This is a genomic window from Burkholderia ubonensis, from assembly GCF_902833085.1.
In the GTDB taxonomy this organism is placed as follows: Bacteria; Pseudomonadota; Gammaproteobacteria; order Burkholderiales; family Burkholderiaceae; genus Burkholderia; species Burkholderia ubonensis.
Genome location: NZ_CADFEB010000001.1, coordinates 503,597 through 523,407 on the forward strand (window position 1 = coordinate 503,597; position 19,811 = coordinate 523,407).

18 protein-coding genes are annotated in these 19,811 nt (G+C 66.8%); 6 read left to right on the forward strand and 12 right to left on the reverse strand.

Going from position 1 to position 19,811, the window contains the following annotated elements; genetic code table 11:
- Window positions 1–35: 35 nt before the first annotated feature.
- Window positions 36–821, reverse strand: coding sequence for an ABC transporter substrate-binding protein (locus HWX31_RS02130; RefSeq protein WP_174963679.1), 786 nt, complete (start codon window positions 819–821; stop codon window positions 36–38).
- A 56-nt stretch (window positions 822–877) separates the two neighbouring features.
- Window positions 878–2,047 carry a M20 aminoacylase family protein gene (locus tag HWX31_RS02135; protein ID WP_174963680.1) on the reverse strand — a complete coding sequence of 390 codons (1,170 nt, stop codon included), beginning with the start codon at window positions 2,045–2,047 and terminating at the stop codon, window positions 878–880.
- Window positions 2,048–2,183: 136 nt separating this feature from the next.
- Between HWX31_RS02135 and HWX31_RS02140 the strand changes: the two genes are divergently transcribed.
- The 6 genes from HWX31_RS02140 to HWX31_RS02165 all read left to right on the forward strand — a co-directional run bounded on the left by HWX31_RS02140 (window position 2,184) and on the right by HWX31_RS02165 (window position 7,502).
- Complete coding sequence (locus tag HWX31_RS02140) at window positions 2,184–3,137, forward strand: LysR substrate-binding domain-containing protein (RefSeq protein WP_174963681.1); 954 nt, start codon at window positions 2,184–2,186, stop codon at window positions 3,135–3,137.
- 186 nt (window positions 3,138–3,323) lie between these two features.
- Window positions 3,324–3,614 (forward strand): co-chaperone GroES, encoded by a 291-nt coding sequence (locus tag HWX31_RS02145; protein WP_010098917.1) that lies wholly within the window; start codon window positions 3,324–3,326, stop codon window positions 3,612–3,614.
- A 12-nt stretch (window positions 3,615–3,626) separates the two neighbouring features.
- On the forward strand, window positions 3,627–5,270 hold the full coding sequence (gene groL, locus HWX31_RS02150; RefSeq protein WP_060396306.1) for a chaperonin GroEL: 1,644 nt from the start codon (window positions 3,627–3,629) through the stop codon (window positions 5,268–5,270).
- Window positions 5,271–5,679: 409 nt separating this feature from the next.
- Window positions 5,680–5,976 (forward strand): type II toxin-antitoxin system Phd/YefM family antitoxin, encoded by a 297-nt coding sequence (locus HWX31_RS02155; protein WP_174963682.1) that lies wholly within the window; start codon window positions 5,680–5,682, stop codon window positions 5,974–5,976.
- Window positions 5,930–6,235, forward strand: coding sequence for a Txe/YoeB family addiction module toxin (locus HWX31_RS02160; protein ID WP_045564357.1), 306 nt, complete (start codon window positions 5,930–5,932; stop codon window positions 6,233–6,235). Before HWX31_RS02155 ends, HWX31_RS02160 begins: the two co-directional genes overlap by 47 nt.
- Before the next feature lie 253 nt (window positions 6,236–6,488).
- Window positions 6,489–7,502 carry a glycosyl hydrolase family 18 protein gene (locus HWX31_RS02165; protein WP_244143618.1) on the forward strand — a complete coding sequence of 338 codons (1,014 nt, stop codon included), beginning with the start codon at window positions 6,489–6,491 and terminating at the stop codon, window positions 7,500–7,502.
- Between the two features lie 177 nt (window positions 7,503–7,679).
- On the opposite strand, the gene acnB is transcribed toward HWX31_RS02165, so the two are convergent.
- From acnB to HWX31_RS02215, 10 genes are all read right to left on the reverse strand, one after another.
- The gene (gene acnB, locus HWX31_RS02170; RefSeq protein WP_174963683.1) at window positions 7,680–10,265 is read right to left on the reverse strand and encodes a bifunctional aconitate hydratase 2/2-methylisocitrate dehydratase; all 2,586 of its coding nucleotides are present in this window, start codon (window positions 10,263–10,265) and stop codon (window positions 7,680–7,682) included.
- A 481-nt stretch (window positions 10,266–10,746) separates the two neighbouring features.
- Entirely contained in the window at window positions 10,747–11,634 is an 888-nt protein-coding gene (locus HWX31_RS02175; RefSeq protein ID WP_174963684.1) for an ABC transporter permease, read from the reverse strand.
- The gene (locus tag HWX31_RS02180) at window positions 11,631–12,554 is read right to left on the reverse strand and encodes an ABC transporter ATP-binding protein (RefSeq protein ID WP_174963685.1); all 924 of its coding nucleotides are present in this window, start codon (window positions 12,552–12,554) and stop codon (window positions 11,631–11,633) included. Before HWX31_RS02180 ends, HWX31_RS02175 begins: the two co-directional genes overlap by 4 nt.
- A 125-nt stretch (window positions 12,555–12,679) precedes the next feature.
- Window positions 12,680–13,735, reverse strand: coding sequence for an ABC transporter substrate-binding protein (locus HWX31_RS02185; RefSeq protein ID WP_174963686.1), 1,056 nt, complete (start codon window positions 13,733–13,735; stop codon window positions 12,680–12,682).
- 44 nt (window positions 13,736–13,779) lie between these two features.
- Window positions 13,780–14,682, reverse strand: coding sequence for a TauD/TfdA dioxygenase family protein (locus tag HWX31_RS02190; protein ID WP_174963687.1), 903 nt, complete (start codon window positions 14,680–14,682; stop codon window positions 13,780–13,782).
- Window positions 14,683–14,862: 180 nt separating this feature from the next.
- Entirely contained in the window at window positions 14,863–16,875 is a 2,013-nt protein-coding gene (locus tag HWX31_RS02195) for a family 2A encapsulin nanocompartment cargo protein cysteine desulfurase (protein ID WP_175933865.1), read from the reverse strand.
- A complete protein-coding gene (locus HWX31_RS02200) occupies window positions 16,850–17,782 on the reverse strand; it encodes a family 2A encapsulin nanocompartment shell protein (RefSeq protein ID WP_010097556.1) in 933 nt (310 codons plus the stop codon). Before HWX31_RS02200 ends, HWX31_RS02195 begins: the two co-directional genes overlap by 26 nt.
- A gap of 137 nt (window positions 17,783–17,919) precedes the next feature.
- Window positions 17,920–18,150 (reverse strand): helix-turn-helix domain-containing protein, encoded by a 231-nt coding sequence (locus HWX31_RS02205; protein WP_059616881.1) that lies wholly within the window; start codon window positions 18,148–18,150, stop codon window positions 17,920–17,922.
- Complete coding sequence (gene epsC / locus HWX31_RS02210; protein ID WP_174962605.1) at window positions 18,147–19,097, reverse strand: serine O-acetyltransferase EpsC; 951 nt, start codon at window positions 19,095–19,097, stop codon at window positions 18,147–18,149. The genes HWX31_RS02205 and epsC overlap by 4 nt, the downstream gene beginning before the upstream one ends.
- A 34-nt stretch (window positions 19,098–19,131) precedes the next feature.
- On the reverse strand, window positions 19,132–19,602 hold the full coding sequence (locus HWX31_RS02215; RefSeq protein ID WP_059616878.1) for a rhodanese-like domain-containing protein: 471 nt from the start codon (window positions 19,600–19,602) through the stop codon (window positions 19,132–19,134).
- Window positions 19,603–19,811: the final 209 nt, after the last annotated feature.

Genomic DNA, 19,811 nt, shown 5'->3' on the forward strand with positions numbered 1-19,811 from the left:
CGCTTCGGCGGCTCGGCGCCGCCGGAACGCGCGGCTTACTTCGCGCCGTAGATATCGAAGTCGAAATACTTCCGGTTGATGCGCGCGTACGTGCCGTTCGCGAGAATCGCCGCGAGCGCATGGTTGAACGCGTCGCGCAGCTCGGCATCCTGCTTGCGCAACCCGAGCCCGTCGCCCTGGCCGAAATACTTCGGGTCGTCGATCGGCGCGCCCGCGAACATGAAGTCCTTGCCTTGCGGCTTCTTCAGGAACCCGTCGCTCGCAGCGATCGACGCCTGGAACGCCGCGTCGAGCCGGCCCGTCACGAGATCGGCGTACACCTGGTCCTGGTTCGGGTACGACACGATCTGCACGCCGGCCGCCTGCCAGTTCGCGATCGCATAGTCGGCCTGGGCCGAGCCCTGCTCGACGCCGACGCGCTTGCCCTTCAGCGATTCGGCGCTCGGCAGCAGCGGCGAACCCTTGCGCACGACCAGACGCGCGGGCGCGTTCGAGATCCGGTTCGTGAACGCGATCTGCTGCATCCGCTTCGGCGTGATCGTCATCGACGACGCGATCACGTCGAACTTGCGCGCGAGCAGGCCGGGAATCATCCCGTCGAAGCTCGACTCCACCCACACGCAGCGGGCGCGCAACTCGGCGCACAGCGCGTTCGTGATGTCGATGCCGAAGCCCGCCAGCGTGCCGTCGGGCAGCTTGTATTCGAGCGGCGGGTAAGTCGGATCGACCGCGAGGCGAATCTCCCTGCCTGCCCAGTCGCCGCCCGCGTGCGCCGCTCCCGCCGCGAGCGTCATCGCGGCGGCCGCCATCCACTTCTTCATTGCCTGTCTCCTTGTGTGTACTCGATGAACGTATGAACCGGAATCGCCGTGCCGCGTCACCCGAGAAACCGCTCCGCGAGCGCAACCCAGTAGCTCGCGCCGGTCGCGAGAATCGCGTCGTTGAAGTCGTAGCCGGGGTTGTGGAGCGCGCATCCGGCGGCACCGTCGCCATTGCCGATCGACAGGTAGCTGCCCGGGCACGCATTCAGCATGAACGCAAAATCCTCGCTCGCGGCGATCGGCTGCAGTTGTTCGATCAGTGCGTCGTCGCCGCCCCAGTCGCGCGCGACCTGCCGCGCGAAGGCCGTTTCGTCCGCGTGATTGACGAGCACCGGGTAGCCGACGCGGTAGTCGATCTCCGCCATCGCGCCGTAGCTTGCCGCCTGGCCCGCGACCGTCTCACGGATGCGCCGTTCGAGCAGCGCGCGCACGTCGGGCGACAGTGCGCGCACGCTGAGTTCGAGATCCGCATGCGGCGGAATCACGTTCGACGCGGTGCCCGCATGGATCGACCCGGCCGTGATGATCGCGAGTGCCTGCGGGTTCACGTTGCGCGACACGATCGTCTGCAGCGCCATCACGATCGATGCGCAGACGACCACCGGGTCCACTGCGGCGTGCGGCGCCGCGCCGTGCCCGCCGCGCCCGGTCACGCGCACGCGCACCTCGTCGGCCGACGCCATGAACGGACCGTCGCAGAAGCCCAGCTTGCCCGCCGGCAGGCCCGGCACGTTGTGCATCGCGAACACCGCGTCGCACGGAAAGCGCGCGAACAGGCCGTCTTCGATCATCCGTTGCGCGCCGCCGAGCCCTTCCTCGGCCGGCTGGAAAATCAGGTTCAGCGTGCCGCTGAACCGTTCGCGTTCCGCAATGCAGCGCGCGGCCGCGAGCAGCATCGCCGTATGGCCGTCGTGGCCGCACGCATGCATCACGCCGTCGATCCGGCTCGCATGCGGCAGCCCGGTCGTCTCGCGGATCGGCAGCGCGTCCATGTCCGCGCGCAGGCCGAGCCGGCGGCCCGCGCCGCGCGTCAGCGTGCCGACCACGCCGGTGCCGCCGAGGCCGCGCGTCACCCGATAACCCCACGTTGTCAGGCAGTCGGCGACGAGCTCGCTCGTTGCGCGCTCCTCGAAGCCGAGCTCCGGATGCGCATGCAGCCGGCGCCGCAGCGCAATCATGTCCGCTTCGATTGCCGCCATGTCGGGCGGAATGCGTGTCGAATCCAATTTTCCTGCTCCCCGGTTCCGCCTCGCCACCGATCGCCGGATGGCCGATCGTTGGCTGGATCGTATGCAGCGAAAATGCCGGCGAACAGCCCCGGTTTCGTTATGATGACAACTCTCTGTTGTCGGGTGTCACATCATGAAGCTGCATCAGCTGCAGGCGCTCGTCGCGAGCGCGGAGGCCGGAAGCATTCGCGGCGCGGCGCGCGCGCTGGGCCTGTCGCAGGCCGCCGTCACACGGGCGCTGCGCGAACTGGAGGCGAGCGAACGCCTGCCGCTGCTCGTGCGCGCGCCGGAAGGGATCGGCTTCACCGAATACGGCAAGGCGCTGCTCACGCACGCGAAGCTCGTGCTCAAGCAGCTCGAACATGCGCAGAGCGAGCTCGCGCGGATGCGCGGCCGCGTCGAAGGCCGGTTGAGCGTCGGCGTCACGCCGTGGCTCACGCTGACGTTTCTCGCCGAGACGGTGCGGCTGTTTCGCGAGCGGATGCCGGACGTGCGCCTGGAGCTGTATGAAGGATTGATGGCCGTCGCGCAGCCGCTGCTGCGCGACGGCAGCATGGATTTCGCGCTCGGGCAGGTGCAGCCGGGCGTGGTCGCGCAGGAATTCGCGTGCGAGCCGGTGCTGACCTACGAGACCTCGGTGATGGTGCGCGCGGGCCACCCGTGCGAGCGCGTCCGCTCGATTCACGACCTGCTCGACCAGGACTGGGTGCTGAATTTCACGCCGGACGGCCAGGCCGCGCTCGTCGATTACCTGTTCACACGCCACGGCGCGCAGATCGACGAGCGGCGCATCGTCCGCGCGCAATCGGTCGCGATGCTGCAGACGATGCTCGAACAGGCGGACATGTGCACGTGGTGCCCGACGATCCTGAGCGTCGTGCCGCCGTTCGGCGAGCGGATGCGCGCGCTGTCGCTGAAGGAACGCTTCGAGCCGCGCGAGCTCGGCATCGTCACCCGCCGCAGCAGCACGCAGAGCGACGCCGCGCGCTGCTTCATCGACTGCCTGCTGCAGGTGATCCGGCGTCATGCGCGCTCCGCCCGCAAGGAAGACCTCGCGCTGTTCCGCACGCTGACGCTGCTGATCTGACGCGGCGCGCTTCTATCCGCGTTTCCATCCGCGCGTGTCGGCTCGCCGCCGCACGCCGCTCCCCCAATTCACGCCCGCGCAAATGCATTTCGCAATCCGTTATTGGATCGCGCCGGCGCGCATTTCTATACTCGTCAGCACTCTCCGATGCAGAGTGCCAACCACCCATTCCGACAGGACGAACCGATGAGCCTACGCCCCTTGCACGATCGAGTCATCGTGAAGCGACTCGACCAGGAAACCACCACCGCTTCCGGCATCGTGATTCCCGACAGCGCCGCGGAAAAGCCCGACCAGGGCGAAGTGATCGCGGTCGGCCCCGGCCGCCGGGACAACGACGGCCAGCGCATCGTGCCCGACCTGAAGGTCGGCGAGCGCGTGCTGTTCGGCAAGTACGCGGGCCAGACGGTCAAGGTGGACGGCAGCGAGCTCCTCGTGCTGCGCGAGGAAGACATCGTCGCCGTCGTCAATCAATAAAGGAGCGCAATCATGGCAGCGAAGGAAATCATCTTCAGCGACGTCGCACGCGCGAAGCTCACCGAAGGCGTCAACATTCTCGCGAACGCGGTGAAGGTCACGCTCGGGCCAAAAGGCCGCAACGTCGTGCTCGAGCGCAGCTTCGGCGCGCCGGTGGTCACGAAGGACGGCGTGTCGGTCGCGAAGGAAATCGAGCTCGCCGACAAGCTGCAGAACATCGGCGCGCAGCTCGTGAAGGAAGTCGCGTCGCGCACGAGCGACGCGGCCGGCGACGGCACGACCACCGCCACCGTGCTCGCGCAGGCGATCGTCCGCGAAGGCCAGAAGTACGTCGCGGCCGGGCTCAACCCGCTCGACCTGAAGCGCGGCATCGACAAAGCCGTCGCGGCCGCCGTCGACGAGCTGAAGAAGATCAGCAAGCCGACCACGACGAGCAAGGAAATCGCGCAGGTCGCGACGATCTCGGCGAACGGCGAGGAGTCGATCGGCCAGCGCATCGCCGAGGCGATCGACCGCGTCGGCAAGGAAGGCGTGATCACCGTCGAGGACGGCAAGTCGCTCGCCGACGAGCTCGACGTCGTCGAAGGGCTGCAGTTCGATCGCGGCTACCTGTCACCGTATTTCATCAACAACCCGGACAAGCAGATCGCCGAGATCGAGAATCCGTACATCCTGCTGCACGACAAGAAGATCTCGAACATCCGCGAGCTGCTGCCGGTGCTCGAACAGGTCGCGAAGTCCGGCCGGCCGCTGCTGATCATCGCCGAGGACGTCGAAGGCGAAGCACTCGCGACGCTGGTCGTGAACAACATTCGCGGCATCCTGAAGACCGTCGCGGTCAAGGCGCCGGGCTTCGGCGACCGCCGCAAGGCGCTGCTCGAGGACATCGCGATCCTGACCGGCGGCCAGGTGATCGCCGAGGAAACCGGCCTCACGCTCGAAAAGGCGACGCTCGCCGAACTCGGACAGGCGAAGCGCATCGAGGTCGGCAAGGAGAACACGACGGTGATCGACGGCGCGGGCGATGCGGCGAGCATCCAGGCGCGCGTGAAGCAGATCCGCGTGCAGATCGACGAGGCGACGTCGGACTACGACCGCGAGAAGCTGCAGGAGCGCGTGGCGAAGCTGGCCGGCGGTGTCGCGGTCATCAAGGTCGGCGGCGCGACCGAGATCGAGGTGAAGGAGAAGAAGGACCGCGTCGACGACGCGCTGCATGCGACGCGCGCGGCCGTCGAGGAAGGCATCGTCCCTGGCGGCGGCGTCGCGCTGATCCGCGTGAAGCAGGCGATCCGCGAGCTGACCGGCGCGAACGCCGACCAGCACGCCGGCATCAAGATCGTGCTGCGCGCGCTCGAGGAGCCGCTGCGCCAGATCGTTGCCAACGCGGGCGAGGAAGCCAGCGTCGTGGTCGCGAAGGTCGCGGAAGGGTCGGGCAACTTCGGCTACAACGCGCAGACGGGCGAGTACGGCGATCTCGTCGAATCGGGCGTGCTCGATCCGACCAAGGTCACGCGCACCGCACTGCAGAACGCGGCGTCGGTCGCGGGGCTGCTGCTGACGACGGATGCGACCGTGCATGAAGCGCCGAAGGAGGCGCCATCGGTGGGCGGCGCACCGGAAGCGGGGGCTGGCGGGCCGGGGTTCGGCGGGTTCTGATGGAAAGGCCGGTGCGTCCGTTCGCGGGGGTGCCGGTGTGAAACGCAAGGCGCGCGATACCTCGGGGTATCGCGCGCTTTTTATTGGTCCGTCGCGAAATAGCGTGAAGAACCAGATAAAAACTCGACTTGGATACGTCCAAGACCACGCGCATCCGTAGCAACAGACATGGATTGCAACATGGTACAGAACTACGTACAATACCAACTGCATTCGCCCACCCTTGTTAGGTTAGGGTCGCCCCTTGGGCAATAGGAATGCGTAAACGATAAGGCGCGTAACGTCTTCACCGGATGCCGTCCCCATCAAACTCGGGACGGCGAACACGCCGCTCTTGCCCTCTCGGGTGGGAGAGTGAACGTAGCGCTTGCGCCCGGAGCCGGGTAGCAGGCAAGTGAGAAAGCTCGATATGAACATCCTGACTTTTAGTGAGGCGCGAGCCGGCTTCAAGCAGGCTCTGGACGCGGTGTGCAAGGATCACGAACCGACGATAATCACCCGTCAGCGCGGGGAACATGTCGTCATGATTTCGCTGGAGGACTACAACAGCCTGCAGGAGACACTGCATCTGTTGGGCACCCCGACGAACGCTGACCGACTGCGCCAATCCATTGCTGAATTCAAGGCCGGCAAGACCTCTGTAAAGGAATTGCTGACACATGACACAGAAGAAGAAGGCAAAAAACAAGGCCGCAGCGGTAAGTAACTGCAAGGTTGCATGGTCGACGAACGCTTGGGACGATTACCTGTACTGGCAGGAAAAGAACCTCGCGATCGTCGCCGAGATCAACGGCCTGATTGAGGAGATCTCCCGAGATCCTTTCAAGGGCACTGGTAAGCCGGAGCCCTTGAAAGGCGACCTGACCGGTTTCTGGTCACGTCGCATCACGAAAGCTGATCGCCTCGTATACATCGTCCAGGACAGCATCATCTATGTGATGCAGTGTCGGTACCACTACGACTGATGTCATACCCGAAAAGCACCGGCGACGGTGCTTTTTTCGTTCTCAGTGGCTATGGTCAATGCCCACGGCATTCCACAGCGCATCTCCACGGACGATCGACAAAGGTCTTCCGTCAATTGATTTGAGTTTCAAGTCGCACTGCCGTTAACGCCTTGTAGCCGGCTTCCCTGCAGCGGTCGCGATGCCCAGGATCAACGTGACCCGGCATCTGAGGCAGCCGATTTCAACGGCAACAACGGTAGGAAAAACAACGATGAAACGCCTCGCCACCTGCATCGCGGGCCTTCTGTCCGCCGCGTCGATCAACGCATCGGCCGCGCCGATGGTGCTCGCCTATTATTCTGGCTACTCGCATAACTACGATTCGCTGACACGGTATTACGGCAATTTCAATGCCGTTTCGGTCGACTTCTACAACATCACGAAAGACGGAGCCGTCACGGGCAACGGCGATCCGGCGCCGACCAATGCCCTCGCCTTTCTGAAGTCCAAAGGCATTCCCGCGTACGGTTGCGTGTCGAACGTCGACGGCAACTGGAGCGCATCGCTCGCGCACGAGGTCACGTCCACGCATCTCGATACGGCCGTGCGCAATCTCGTCGCGTTCGCGCAGAAGAATCGGTTCGCGGGCATCAACATCGATTTCGAACAGATCGATCAAGGCGACCGCAACAATTTCAGCAACTTCGTGCAGGTACTGGGCCGGGCGCTGCATGCGCAAGGGCTCAAGCTCATCGTCAGCGTACCGTCGTTCTCGTCGGCCGACGAGACGCATCCGGCCAACTACGGCTACGACTTGCGCGCGCTCGGCGCCGGTGCGGATTACCTGCAGATCATGACCTACGACGAGACGATCCCGGCCTGGGACCCGGGCCCGGTCGCAGGCTCCGACTGGATTGAAAACAACCTCGACTACGCGGTCTCGCTGGTATCGGCGGACAAGATCCTGAACGGCCTGCCGTCGTACGGCTACGACTGGCGCGCCGACAATTCCGGCACGCAGTTGTTTTGGGCCGATACCGATGCGCTCGTCAAACAGTATGGCGTGACGCCACGCTATATCGGCTCGAACAACTCGGTGACGTTTCGCTATACGGCCAACGACGGCAGCGGCACGCACACGGTGTGGACCGAAAATGCACGCAGCGTTCAGTTGAAGGCGAGCCTCGTCAATGCATACGGCCTCGCCGGGACGTCGATGTATGCGCTCGGGATGGAGAATGCGCGCTTCTGGCAGGCATTGAAGGCGGGCCTTGCTCAGCAATAACGCTGCCCCGCTTGCCCGATTCGCGAACGCGGTCTGGCGATACGTTGGCACTCGCGCACGCTGAACTGCGCGAGGGCATGCCGGGCCGCACAAAAAAATGGCGCCGCAAGCATTGAGCCTGCGGCGCCATTGCGTGGTGCTACGACGCGAACCACACGCCGTAGCCCGACAGCACGCTTACATCTGCACGGTGTCGGCCACTTCCTTGAAGTCTTCGATCTGGTCGAAGTTCATGTACTTGTAGATCTTGTCGCCGTTGGCGCTGAGCACGCCCATGTCGGCCATGTACTCTTCCTTGGTCGGGATCTTGCCCAGACGCGAGCAGATCGCCGCCAGTTCCGCCGAGCCGAGGTACACGTTCGTGTTCTTGCCGAGGCGGTTCGGGAAGTTGCGGGTCGACGTCGACATGACCGTCGCGCCTTCGCGCACCTGTGCCTGGTTGCCCATGCACAGCGAGCAGCCCGGCATTTCGGTGCGCGCACCGGCCGTGCCGAACACGCCGTAGTGGCCTTCCTCGGTCAGCTGCTTCTGGTCCATCTTGGTCGGCGGCGCGACCCACAGCTTGACCGGGATGTCGCGCTTGCCTTCCAGCAGCTTCGACGCGGCACGGAAGTGGCCGATGTTGGTCATGCACGAACCGATGAACACTTCGTCGATCTTCGCGCCGGCGACGTCGGACAGCGTCTTCACGTCGTCCGGATCGTTCGGGCAGGCCACGATCGGCTCGTGGATGTCGGCGAGGTCGATCTCGATGACGGCCGCGTATTCCGCGTCGGCATCCGGCGACAGCAGTTGCGGGTCGGCCAGCCACTGCTCCATCGCCGTGATGCGGCGCTGCAGGCTGCGCGGGTCCTGGTAGCCCTGCGCGATCATCCACTTCAGCAGCGTGACGTTGCTGTTGAGGTATTCGATGATCGGTTCCTTGTTCAGGTGGACCGTGCAACCGGCGGCCGAGCGCTCGGCGGACGCATCCGACAGCTCGAACGCTTGCTCGACCTTCAGGTCCGGCAGGCCTTCGATTTCGAGAATGCGGCCCGAGAAGATGTTCTTCTTGCCTTGCTTCGCGACCGTCAGCATGCCTTGCTTGATCGCGTACAGCGGAATCGCGTTGACGAGGTCACGCAGGGTCACGCCCGGCTGCATCTTGCCCTTGAAGCGGACCAGCACCGATTCCGGCATGTCCAGCGGCATCGTGCCGGTGGCGGCCGCGAACGCGACCAGGCCCGAACCTGCCGGGAAGCTGATGCCGATCGGGAAGCGCGTGTGCGAGTCACCGCCGGTGCCGACGGTGTCGGGCAGCAGCATGCGGTTCAGCCACGAGTGGATCACACCGTCGCCCGGACGCAGCGCGATGCCGCCACGGGTGCTGATGAAGTTCGGCAGCGTCTGGTGCGTCTTCACGTCCACCGGCTTCGGATAAGCGGCGGTGTGGCAGAACGACTGCATCACGAGATCGGCCGAGAAGCCGAGGCACGCGAGGTCCTTCAGTTCGTCGCGGGTCATCGGGCCCGTGGTGTCCTGCGAGCCGACCGAGGTCATCTTCGGTTCGCAGTACGTGCCCGGGCGGATGCCCTGGCCTTCCGGCAAGCCGCACGCGCGGCCGACCATCTTCTGCGCCAGCGAGAAGCCCTTGCCGCTGTCGGCCGGCTGATGCGGCAGGCGGAACAGCGTCGACGGGGCCAGGCCCAGCGCTTCACGCGCCTTCGCGGTCAGACCGCGGCCGATGATCAGCGGAATGCGGCCGCCGGCGCGCACTTCGTCGAACAGCACGTCCGACTTGACCTGGAATTCGGCGATCACGGCGCCGTTCTTCAGCGCCTTGCCGTCGTACGGGCGCAGTTCGACCACGTCGCCCATTTCCATCTGCGACACGTCGAGCTCGATCGGCAGCGCGCCCGCGTCTTCCATCGTGTTGTAGAAGATCGGGGCGATCTTGCCGCCCAGGCACACGCCGCCGAAGCGCTTGTTCGGCACGAACGGGATGTCTTCACCGGTGAACCACAGCACCGAGTTAGTGGCCGACTTGCGCGAGGAGCCGGTGCCGACCACGTCGCCCACGTACGCGACCAGGTGACCCTTTTCCTTCAGCGACTCGATGAACTTGACCGGGCCGCGCTTGCCGTCCTCTTCCGGGGTGATGCCCGGGCGCGCGTTCTTCAGCATCGCCAGCGCGTGCATCGGGATGTCCGGGCGGGTGGTGGCGTCCGGCGCCGGCGACAGGTCGTCGGTGTTGGTTTCGCCCGTCACCTTGAAGACGGTGATGGTCAGGCTTTGCGGCACTTCCGGACGGCTCGTGAACCATTCGGCGTCGGCCCAGCTTTGCAGCACGGCCTTCGCGTGCGCGTTGCCCTTGTCGGCCAGTTCCTTGACGTCGTGGAACTGGTCGAACATCAGCAGGGTTTTCTTCAGCGCGTCGGCGGCCACCGCGGCCACTGCGTCGTCGGACAGCAGCTCGATCAGCGGCTGGATGTTGTAGCCGCCCAGCATCGTGCCGAGCAGTTCGGTGGCGCGCGCGCGCGAGATCAGCGGGCAGGCGGTCTCGCCCTTGGCCACGGCGGCCAGGAAGCCGGCCTTCACGCGGGCGGCTTCGTCGACGCCGGCCGGCACGCGGTGGGTAATCAGGTCGAGCAGGGTCTGCTCTTCGCCGGCGGGCGGATTCGCCAGCAGCTCCACCAGTTCGGCGGTCTGCTGAGCCGTCAGCGGCAGGGGAGGAATACCGAGCGCGGCGCGGGCGGCCACGTGAGCACGAAAGTTTTCAAGCATGGGGGACCTGCTGATGTTGAGTTTCAGGGGAAGGCCTTTCAGGCACGCCGAGGCTGTTCCGGGCACTGCTTTTACGATCGCGATTCTAATCGCAATATTTGGCAACGTCAAATGTCTTATGTCTTATATAAGAGTTGACGGAGAAGGGATCGGAAATCGTGGTTGCAAGAGGGAATCGACCGAATCGACCTTTTCGCGCGAAATCCGGCTGCTTGCATGAGAGCCTTGCCGCACAAGGCATTCCGGGCAATTCCGACTATCGTCGGCAGGAGCGGAGGCGATCTGCGGCAAGCTGCCCGGCCGCGATGTTCGATCGTTCTCTGACGTAAAGCAGCCCCTGTCGGGGCTGAATTTCGTTATGTGATATTGGGGCGCGAGCCGTTCGAGGCGGCCACGGTATGGATTTTTGCCGCGCTACACGGTCATCCGCGAACGCGACCTGACAATGCGTATGGGAGGCGCGACCCACCATGCCGCTGCCTCAGTGCTGAATCCCCCACCGCCGCACCGTCAGCCGCTCGAGCGTATCGAACACGAGATGCTCGACGAGCAACCCGATCACGATCACCGCCGCGAGCCCCGCGAACACGCGATCCGTGTACAGCTCGTTGCGATTCTGGAAGATGTACCAGCCGAGCCCGCCCTGCCCCGCGCTCGCGCCGAACACGAGTTCCGCGGCAATCAGCGTGCGCCACGCGAACGCCCAGCCGACGCGCAATCCCGCAAGAATCGACGGCAGCGCGGCCGGCACGAGGATCAGCGCGACCTGGCGCAGCCCCGTGAGCCCGTAGTTGCGGCCGGCCATCCGCAGCGTCGCGGGCACGCCGAGAAAGCCCGTGTACATGTTCAGCGCGAGCGGCCACAGCACCGCGTGCACGAGCACGAACAGCAGGCTGCCGGTGCCGAGGCCGAACCACAGCAATGCGATCGGCAGCAGCGCGATCGACGGCAGCGGGTTGAACATCGACGTCAGCATCGACAGCAGGTCGCGGCCGATGCGCGTCGACACGGCAACCGACGTCAGCGCGAACGCGAGCGCCACGCCGAGCGCATAGCCGCGCAACAGCACCGACAGCGAGATGCCGGTCTTCACGAGCAGCTCGCCCGACGCGATGCCCTGCACGAACGCGACGAACGTCGCGCCGAAGGTCGGCACGAGCAGGTCGTTGGCGACGAGCCGCGCGGTGAGTTCCCATCCGCCGATCAACACCAGCGCGATCAGCGCGCGGCGAAACCAGCCGGCATCCAGCACGCGCCGCGCGAGCGGCACGGGAACCGCGCGTTCGACGTCGAGCGGCGCCTGCAGCGGCAGTTCGTATTCCGCGCGCACCGGCGGCAGCGGCGGCAACGTCGGATGCGGCGTACTCATCGTTCGGTCTCCTGCGCGAATTCGTCGTCCGTCTCGAACAGCAGCCGATGAATGCGCGCGACGCTGTCGCGGAAGTCGGCGCGGCCGACGCTGTCCTGCGAATACGTGTGGCTGTTGAGTTCCGCGCGCACGCGGCCCGGGTGCGGCGACAGCAGCAGGATCCGGTTGCCGACGACGAGCGCCTCCTCGATCGAATGCGTGACGAACAGCAGCGTGAAGCGCACGTCGTCCCACAACCGCAGCAGCTCCTCCTGCATCTTGCGGCGGGTCAGCGCGTCGAGCGCGGCGAACGGCTCGTCCATCAGCAGCACGCGCGGCTGCATCGCGAGCGCGCGGGCGATCGCGACGCGCTGCTTCATGCCGCCGGACAGCGTGTGCGGATACGCGTCGGCGAACGCCGCAAGGCCGACCTTGTCGAGATAGTGCAACGCCCGCTCGCGCGCTTCGGCGCGCGGCAGCTTCTTCGCGACGCGCAACGGGAACGCGACGTTCTCGGCGACCGTCTTCCACGGCGGCAGCTGATCGAATTCCTGAAACACGACGACGCGATCGGCGCCGGGCCCGCGCACCGGCTCGCCGCCGAGCGCGATCGTGCCGGACACCGGCTCGATGAAACCCGCGATCGCCTTCAGCAGCGTCGACTTGCCGCAACCCGACGGCCCGAGCAGCACGAAGCGGTCGCCGCCGTACACGTCGAAGCTCACCTGATGCGTCGCGCGGACGATGCGCGCGTGGCTGCGGTATTCGAGACTCACGCGGTCGATCGCGAGCAGGCGCTCGCTGTGCGCGGATGGCGCGGCTTCATCCGGCACGGGCCGGACATCGGCGGCTGGCGCACCGCCCGCCTCCCAGGCGACGGGCGACGGCCCCGGACGCGCCGCTGCGGGCAGCGTCCAGCTTCTTGACGTGGTGACGTTCACGATAAGGATTCCTGCAAGCAAAACGTCACCATACGGTCGGCCGGTGCACACACCAACCAATCATTGCGCATATTCAAACCATCGCGGCGCATAAGCGTCGATTGCGCCGCTCAAACGGCCGCCGCTCAGCTCCCGCCGGCCGTCGCGGGATCGTCGAAGAAGTAGTCGCGCCACGATTTCGGCTCGTTGCGGATCGCACCGATCCGGTACATGAACTGCGCGAGCTTGAACGTGTTCTGCGGCGCGGTCTTGAACTGCACCTGCGGATTGCACACGATCTTCAGCAGCAATGCGCGGTCGATCTTCGAGCCGTTCGCGCGGATATAGGCGTCCGCCGCGCGCTCGGGGTCTGCCGCGATCACGCGCGCGGCTTCCGCAAGCGCTGCGACGAACGCGCGATAGGTCTTCGGGTTCTCGTTGCGGAATTTCTCGGTCGCGTAGAGCACGGTCGCCGAGCTCGGGCCGCCCAGCACGTCGTATGAATTCAGCACGATGTGCGCGTTCGGATTGCCCGCCAGCTCCTGCTCCTGGAACGGCGGATTGCCGAAGTGGGCGGTGATCACGCTGCCGTTCGCGAGAATCGCGGCCGTCGCATCGGGGTGCGGAATCGCCTGCGTGAACCCGTCGAGCTTCGCGTATTGCTTGTCGCCCCACTGCTTCGCAACCGCATACTGCAGCACGCGCGACTGCACGGATACGCCGACGGCCGGCACCGCGATGCGGTCCTTCGCGGTGAAGTCGGCGAGCGTCTTCACGTTCGGATTGTTGCTGACGAGGTAGTACGGCAGGTTGCCGAGCGACGCGACGCCCTTCACGTTCTGCCGGCCATGCGTGCGATCCCACACCGTCAGCAGCGGGCCGACGCCTGCGCCCGCGATGTCGACCGCGCCGGACAGCAGCGCATCGTTCACGGCCGCGCCGCCCGACAGGCGCACCCAGTCGACCTTGATGTCGAGGCCCGCTTTGCGGCCTTCCTTCTCGATCAGTTGCTGGTCGCGCGCGACGTTCAGCATCAGGTAGACGACGCCGAACTGCTCGGCGATGCGGATCTGCCCTTCGGCATGCGCGGGCCGCGCGGCCCCGAGGCCCGCGACGGCGAGCGCCGCGGCAAGCGTGATGACGGCCGCACGGCGTACGGACAGCGTCGTGCGGCCCAGCGCCGCGCGAATCGAATACAACATCGGAACTCCGGTCGGAAAAGTGAAGACAGGCAGCGGCGCGCCCGTCAGAGCGGCGCGTCGCCTTCGATCGTCGTGCGATACAGCTTGCGGCGCAGGTGGTCCGGCGTGCCGGCCGCGAGATGCATCAGCGAACGGTTGTCCCAGAACACGAGATCGTGGTCGCGCCACACGTGCCGGTACAGATGCTCGGCGCGCACGCTGTGCGCGAACAGCGCGTCGAGCAGCGCGCGGCTTTCGTCTTCGGGCAGGCCGACGATGCGCGTCGTGAAATGCTCGCTGACGAACAGCGCCTTGCGGCCCGTCTCCGGGTGCGTGCGCACGACCGGATGCACGACCGGCTTCACCTGCGCGATCTGCTCGGCAGACAGGTTCGGCCGCCACGGATTGCGCGCCTGCAGTTCCGCATAGCGCGCGAGATACGTGTGCTCCGCGCGCAGCCCTTCGGCCGCGCGGCGCAGGTGTGCGGGCAGCGTGTCCCACGCGAGATGCATGTTCGCGAACAGCGTGTCGCCGCCCTCGGACGGCAGCTCCTGTGCATGCAGCAGCGAGCCGAGGCTCGGCTTTTCCTTGTACGACAGGTCCGAGTGCCAGAATTGACCGGCATCGCCGAGACCGATCGGCCGGCCGTTCTCGATGACGTTCGACACGACCAGCACTTCCGGATGCCCGGCCAGCCCGAACTGGTGCAGCACGTGGATCTGCAGCGGGCCGAAGCGGCGGCTGAACGCGACGTGCTGTTCCGGCGTGATGCGCTGGTCGCGGAACACCAGCACGTGGTGGTCGAGATGCGCGCGATGGATGCGGGCGAAATCGGCGGCGTCGAGCGGCTTCGACAGGTCGAGGCCGACGACCTCGGCGCCCAGCGGCCCGTCGAACGCGCGAATCTCGAAGTGTTGCGCCGTCGCGCGCTGCGACGGCTCGGCGGTGTGGGTGGCGATGATGGTCACGAAGCAGGCCCCGTCGAATGCGATGAAAACGCGAATCTACGATCGCACGTCGCGGCCCGTCAACGAAGCATATTCGATACGTTTATCTGCTGAACCGATAAGGACGGCTGCTCGAGCATACGCGGTGAATGGAGATGGCAGCGGCCGCTCGACGCACGCGGCCGCTGCCGTCCCGCGGCGTCAACCGCGCCGGCGCGACGCCAGCCTCCTGACGACCGACACCAGCGCATCGACCTCATCGCACGTGTTGTAGAACGCGAGCGACGGCCGCACGGTCGCTTCGAGCCCGAAACGGCGCAGGATCGGTTGTGCGCAGTGATGCCCGGAGCGCACCGCGATCCCTTCCTCGTTGAGCGCCTGGCCGACTTCCTCGGTCTCGTAGCCCTTCAGCACGAACGACAGCACGCTCGCCTTGTCGCGCGCGGTGCCGACGAGCCTCACGCCCGGCACCGGCGCGAGCACGCTCGTCGCATACGCGAGCAGGTCGTGCTCGTAGCGCGCGATGTTCTCGATGCCGACGCGGCTCACGTAGTCGAGCGCAGCGCCGAGCCCCACCGCGTCCGCGATGTTGCCGGTGCCGGCCTCGAAGCGGTTCGGCGGCGGCTGGAACACGGTGCGCTCGAACGTGACGTCCGCGATCATGTTGCCGCCGCCTTGCCACGGCGGCATGTCGTCGAGGATCGCGCGCTTGCCGTACACGACGCCGATGCCCGTCGGGCCGTAGATCTTGTGGCCCGAGAACACGAAGAAGTCCGCGTCGAGCGCCTGCACGTCGACCCGCATGTGCGAGATCGACTGCGCGCCGTCGACGAGCGCCTTCGCGCCCGCGCAATGCGCGAGCTCGACGATCTCCTTCACCGGCACCACCGTGCCGAGCGCGTTCGACACCTGCGTGACGGACACGATCTTCGTGCGGTCGTTCAGCAGCTTGCGATACTCGTCGAGCAGCACCTGCCCCGAATCGTCGACCGGAATCACGCGCAGCTTCGCGCCCTTCTGCGCGGCGAGCTGCTGCCACGGCACGATGTTCGCGTGATGCTCGAGATGCGACACGACGATCTCGTCGCCCTCGCCGACGTTCTGCACGCCCCACGTCTTCGCAATCAGGTTGATCGCCTCGGTCGTGCCGCGCACGAACACGATCTCGTCCGGCGACGCCGCGCCGATGAAGCGCCGCACCGTGTCGCGCGCGTGCTCGTACGCGTCGGTCGCGCGGCCCGCGAGCGCGTGCGCCGCGCGGTGGATGTTCGAGTTCTCGTGCGCGTAGAAGTACGCGAGCCGGTCGATCACGGCCTGCGGCTTGTGCGTCGTCGCCGCATTGTCGAACCAGACGAGCTGCTTGCCGTTCACGCGCTCCTGCAGGATCGGGAAGTCGCGGCGGATCGCGTTCACGTCGAACGGCGGATGCGCGCCGCCCGCGAGCGCGTGCGGTTCGGCGGCCTGCGCGTCGTCGATGAAGTAGCGCGGAATCGCGCCCTGCGGCGCGGACGGCGCAGGCGCGTGACGGTTCGACGCGAGCAGTTCGCGCAACGCGTCGTCGCCGGGCAGCCCGAACGCCTCGGGCGAGGCGAGGCCATGCGACGGCACCACGATGTCCTGCGGCGTGGCCTGCCAGCCTTGCAGCGCGCCGTCGGTGAAGTAATACGGCGATGCGCCCGCGGCCGGCGCAGCCGTCGGCGCCGCATCGGCCGCGAGCGCGCTCGCCTGCGGCACGCCGAGCGCCGCGCCGCCGACGCGCGGTTCGAACGCGGGCGCGATCGACACGACGCTGTCGGGCAGTCCGTTCTGCGCGGCCGCATGCGGCGCGAGCGCCGGTGCGCGGTTGCCGAGCGACAGCACGTGCGTCGGTGCGGACGGCGCGAGGTTCGCGCCCGCCACCTTGCCCTGCGGCAGCGCAAACCCCGGCACGCCGGTGCCCGTGCCGCCCGGCCCCGCGAGCGGCGAGCCGGCCGGCGCGGGATTGCTCACCGACGCGAGGATCGGCGCGGCCGCCGGCAGCGCCGACGGCACGCCGCCCACCGCGCCGCTGCCCGCCGACAGTTCGGGCGCGGCCGCCTGCCCCGGCGGCGTCGCGAAGAACTCGGACGCGAGCCGCGCGAGCGTCGCCGGATCGGGCAGGCCGGCCGGCAGCGGCGCATGCGGCAGGTCGCTGATCTGCAGTCCTGAATTAACGGTAGGTGTCGGGATAGTCATGGTACTTGCCGATTTCGACGTCTTCGAGGACAGCCAGCGCATCCGGCGAATGGACCGCGAGCGAGCAATACAGAGAGATCAGGTACGACGCGATCGCCTGGTTGTTGATCCCCATGAAGCGCACCGACAGGCCGGGCCCCTGCTCGCCCGCGACGCCCGGCTGGTAGAGGCCGACGACGCCCTGCCGCTTGTCGCCGACGCGCAGCAGCAGGATCTTGGTCTTGCCGTCCGCGACCGGCACCTTGTCCGACGGGATCAGCGGAATGCCGCGCCACGTGAGGAACTGCGAGCCGAACAGGCTGACCGTCGGCGGCGGCACGCCGCGCCGCGTGCATTCGCGGCCGAACGCGGCGATCGCGAGCGGATGCGTGAGGAAGAACGCCGGCTCCTTCCATACCTTGGTCAGCAGCTCGTCGAGATCGTCCGGCGTCGGCGCGCCCGTCAGCGGAAACACGCGCTGCTCGTCGGCGACGTTCGCGAGCAGGCCGTAGTCGGGGTTGTTGATCAGCTGGCTTTCCTGCAGCTCCTTGATCGTCTCGATCGTCAGGCGCAACTGTTCCTTGATCTGGTCGTGCGGGCTGCTGTAGAGATCGGAGATCCGCGTATGCACGTCGAGCACCGTGCTCACCGCATTCAGGAAATACTCGCGCGGCTCGTCCTCGTAAGGCACGAACGTGCGCGGCAGGATGCGCTCGTCCTCGAGCTGCGTGCACGCGGCGCGCACCGCCTCCGGGTTCTTCACCTGATTCAGGCGATAGATGCCGGCCTCGACCGGCACCCACTGCAGCAGGTGGGTCAGCCAGCGCGGCGTGATCGTGGACAGCTGGGGAACGGTTTTGGTGGCGTTCGCGAGTTGGCGGGCGGCGTGATCGCTCAGCGCAGCCGAGCCGCTTGCTACGGTCGACATGTGTGGCTCCGGATTCTAAAGATGAAAAACGGGATTGCTTATGACGCGGGGTGATTATCGGAAGCGCACGCATGCCGGCTCAACATGCTATAGCCGTCACGCGGCGCAATCGATGGGGGGAACGCGGCTTAGGTGGCTCAGGCGGCGAACGCGTCGGCCGCGCCGGACAGGAGCGTCGGGATCGACACGTCGAACGCCCGCGCGATCTTGTCGACGGTGACGAGCGACGCGATCGCCTCGCCGCGCTCGATCTCGCCGACATACGAGCGGTTCAGCCCCGCATGCTCGGCGAGCTGCTCCTGCGACCATGTGCGCGCCTCGCGCAGCTTGCGCACCGTGGCGCCGAAGTGCCGGATCAGGTCGCTCATGACGCTGCCCTTGCGAGCGGCACCGGCTCGGCAGGCGCGCGCGACGCGTGCGTCGCTTCGCTGCGCAGCACGGCCTGGGTGACGTTCGCGCCCGGCGGCACGTCCTGCGTGAGCCACACGTTGCCGCCGATCACCGCGCCGCGCCCGATCGTCACGCGGCCGAGAATCGTCGCGCCCGCGTAGATCACGACGTCGTCCTCGACGATCGGATGGCGTGCGAGCCCCTTCTCCAGATGGCCGGCGGCATCGCGCGGGAAGCGCTTCGCGCCGAGCGTGACGGCCTGGTACACGCGCACGCGCTCGCCGATGATCGCCGTCTCGCCGATCACGACGCCCGTGCCGTGGTCGATGAAGAAGCCGCCGCCGATGCGCGCGCCCGGATGGATGTCGATGCCGGTCTCCGCATGCGCCTGCTCGGCGATGATGCGCGCGAGCAGCGGCAGGCCGAGCCGGTACAGCTCGTGCGCGAGCCGGTGATGGATCATCGCGAGCACGCCCGGGTAGCACAGCAGCACCTCGTCGACGCTGCCGGCCGCCGGATCGCCGTGAAACGCCGCGAGCACGTCGCTGTCGAGCAGGCGGCGGATCTCCGGCAGCCGCGCGGCGAACGCCTGCACGGCTGCCGACGCCGGATCGTCGACCAGCGCATCCACGCTGCGCTGGCGCGCCGCGTAGCGCAGCTCCAGCTTCACCTGGGCGAGCAGCGCGTTCAGCGCCGCATCGAGCGCATGCGCCACGTAGAAGTTCTCGCTTTCCTGGCGCAGGTCGGGCGGGCCGAGCCGCATCGGGAACAGCACGCCTTTCAGCGCGCCGACGATCTGCGCAAGCGCCTCGCGCGCCGGCAGGTCGCGCCCGCCGGGCTCGAGCGAGCGCCGCTGCTTCTCGCGCCATGCGCGACGCACGTCCTGCAGCGATCGGACGATGTCATCGATATCGAATGCGGCCATTGTTGCTTCTCCCTGTTCCCCGTTTGGCCGTCATTCAGTCCTGCGCCCACGGCAGGCCGCGAAAGCGCCAACCGTTCTGGCCGCCGCGGCGCTGCTTCGCGTCCAGGTCGCCCTCGAATCCTTCGAGGACGTTGAACACCTGCGTGAAGCCCGCCTTCGCCGCGGCTTCCGCGGCCTGCGCCGAGCGGTTGCCGCTGCGGCACAGCAGCAGGACCGGCGCGTCCTTGCCGGACTTCGCTTCCAGCTCGCGCACGAAGCGCGGGTTGCGCGTCAGGCTCGTGCCGGTCGCCCACGGCACATGCAGCGAGTCCGGCACGTGGCCGACGAATTTGCGTTCCTCCGCGGTGCGCACGTCGACCAGCAACGCGTCGCCGGCCTTGAACAAGGCCCACGCGATTTCCGGGGCCACGCCGCCCGCGTAGGGCGTGCCGGCCGCTGCGGCCGCCGCGCGGGCGTCTTCGAGCGCCTGTTGCGCGGCGGTTCGTTCTTCCAATGCAATCGTCATGACGCTTCCTTGTCGATTCGTTCGATCCGATAAACCGGGAAAGGCGGCCGGTGCAGCTTGCCTGCTGTCTATAGCCGTCAGCGCCACTATGCGAGCGCGGCACGCGAAGCAGAACCAATAAAAAATCATTTCCAAATCAGCGCCGCGCGAAATGCAAACGCGAACGCCCGCTATCGGCGGGCGGCTGGATCGGGTTCGGCAAGGGGGAG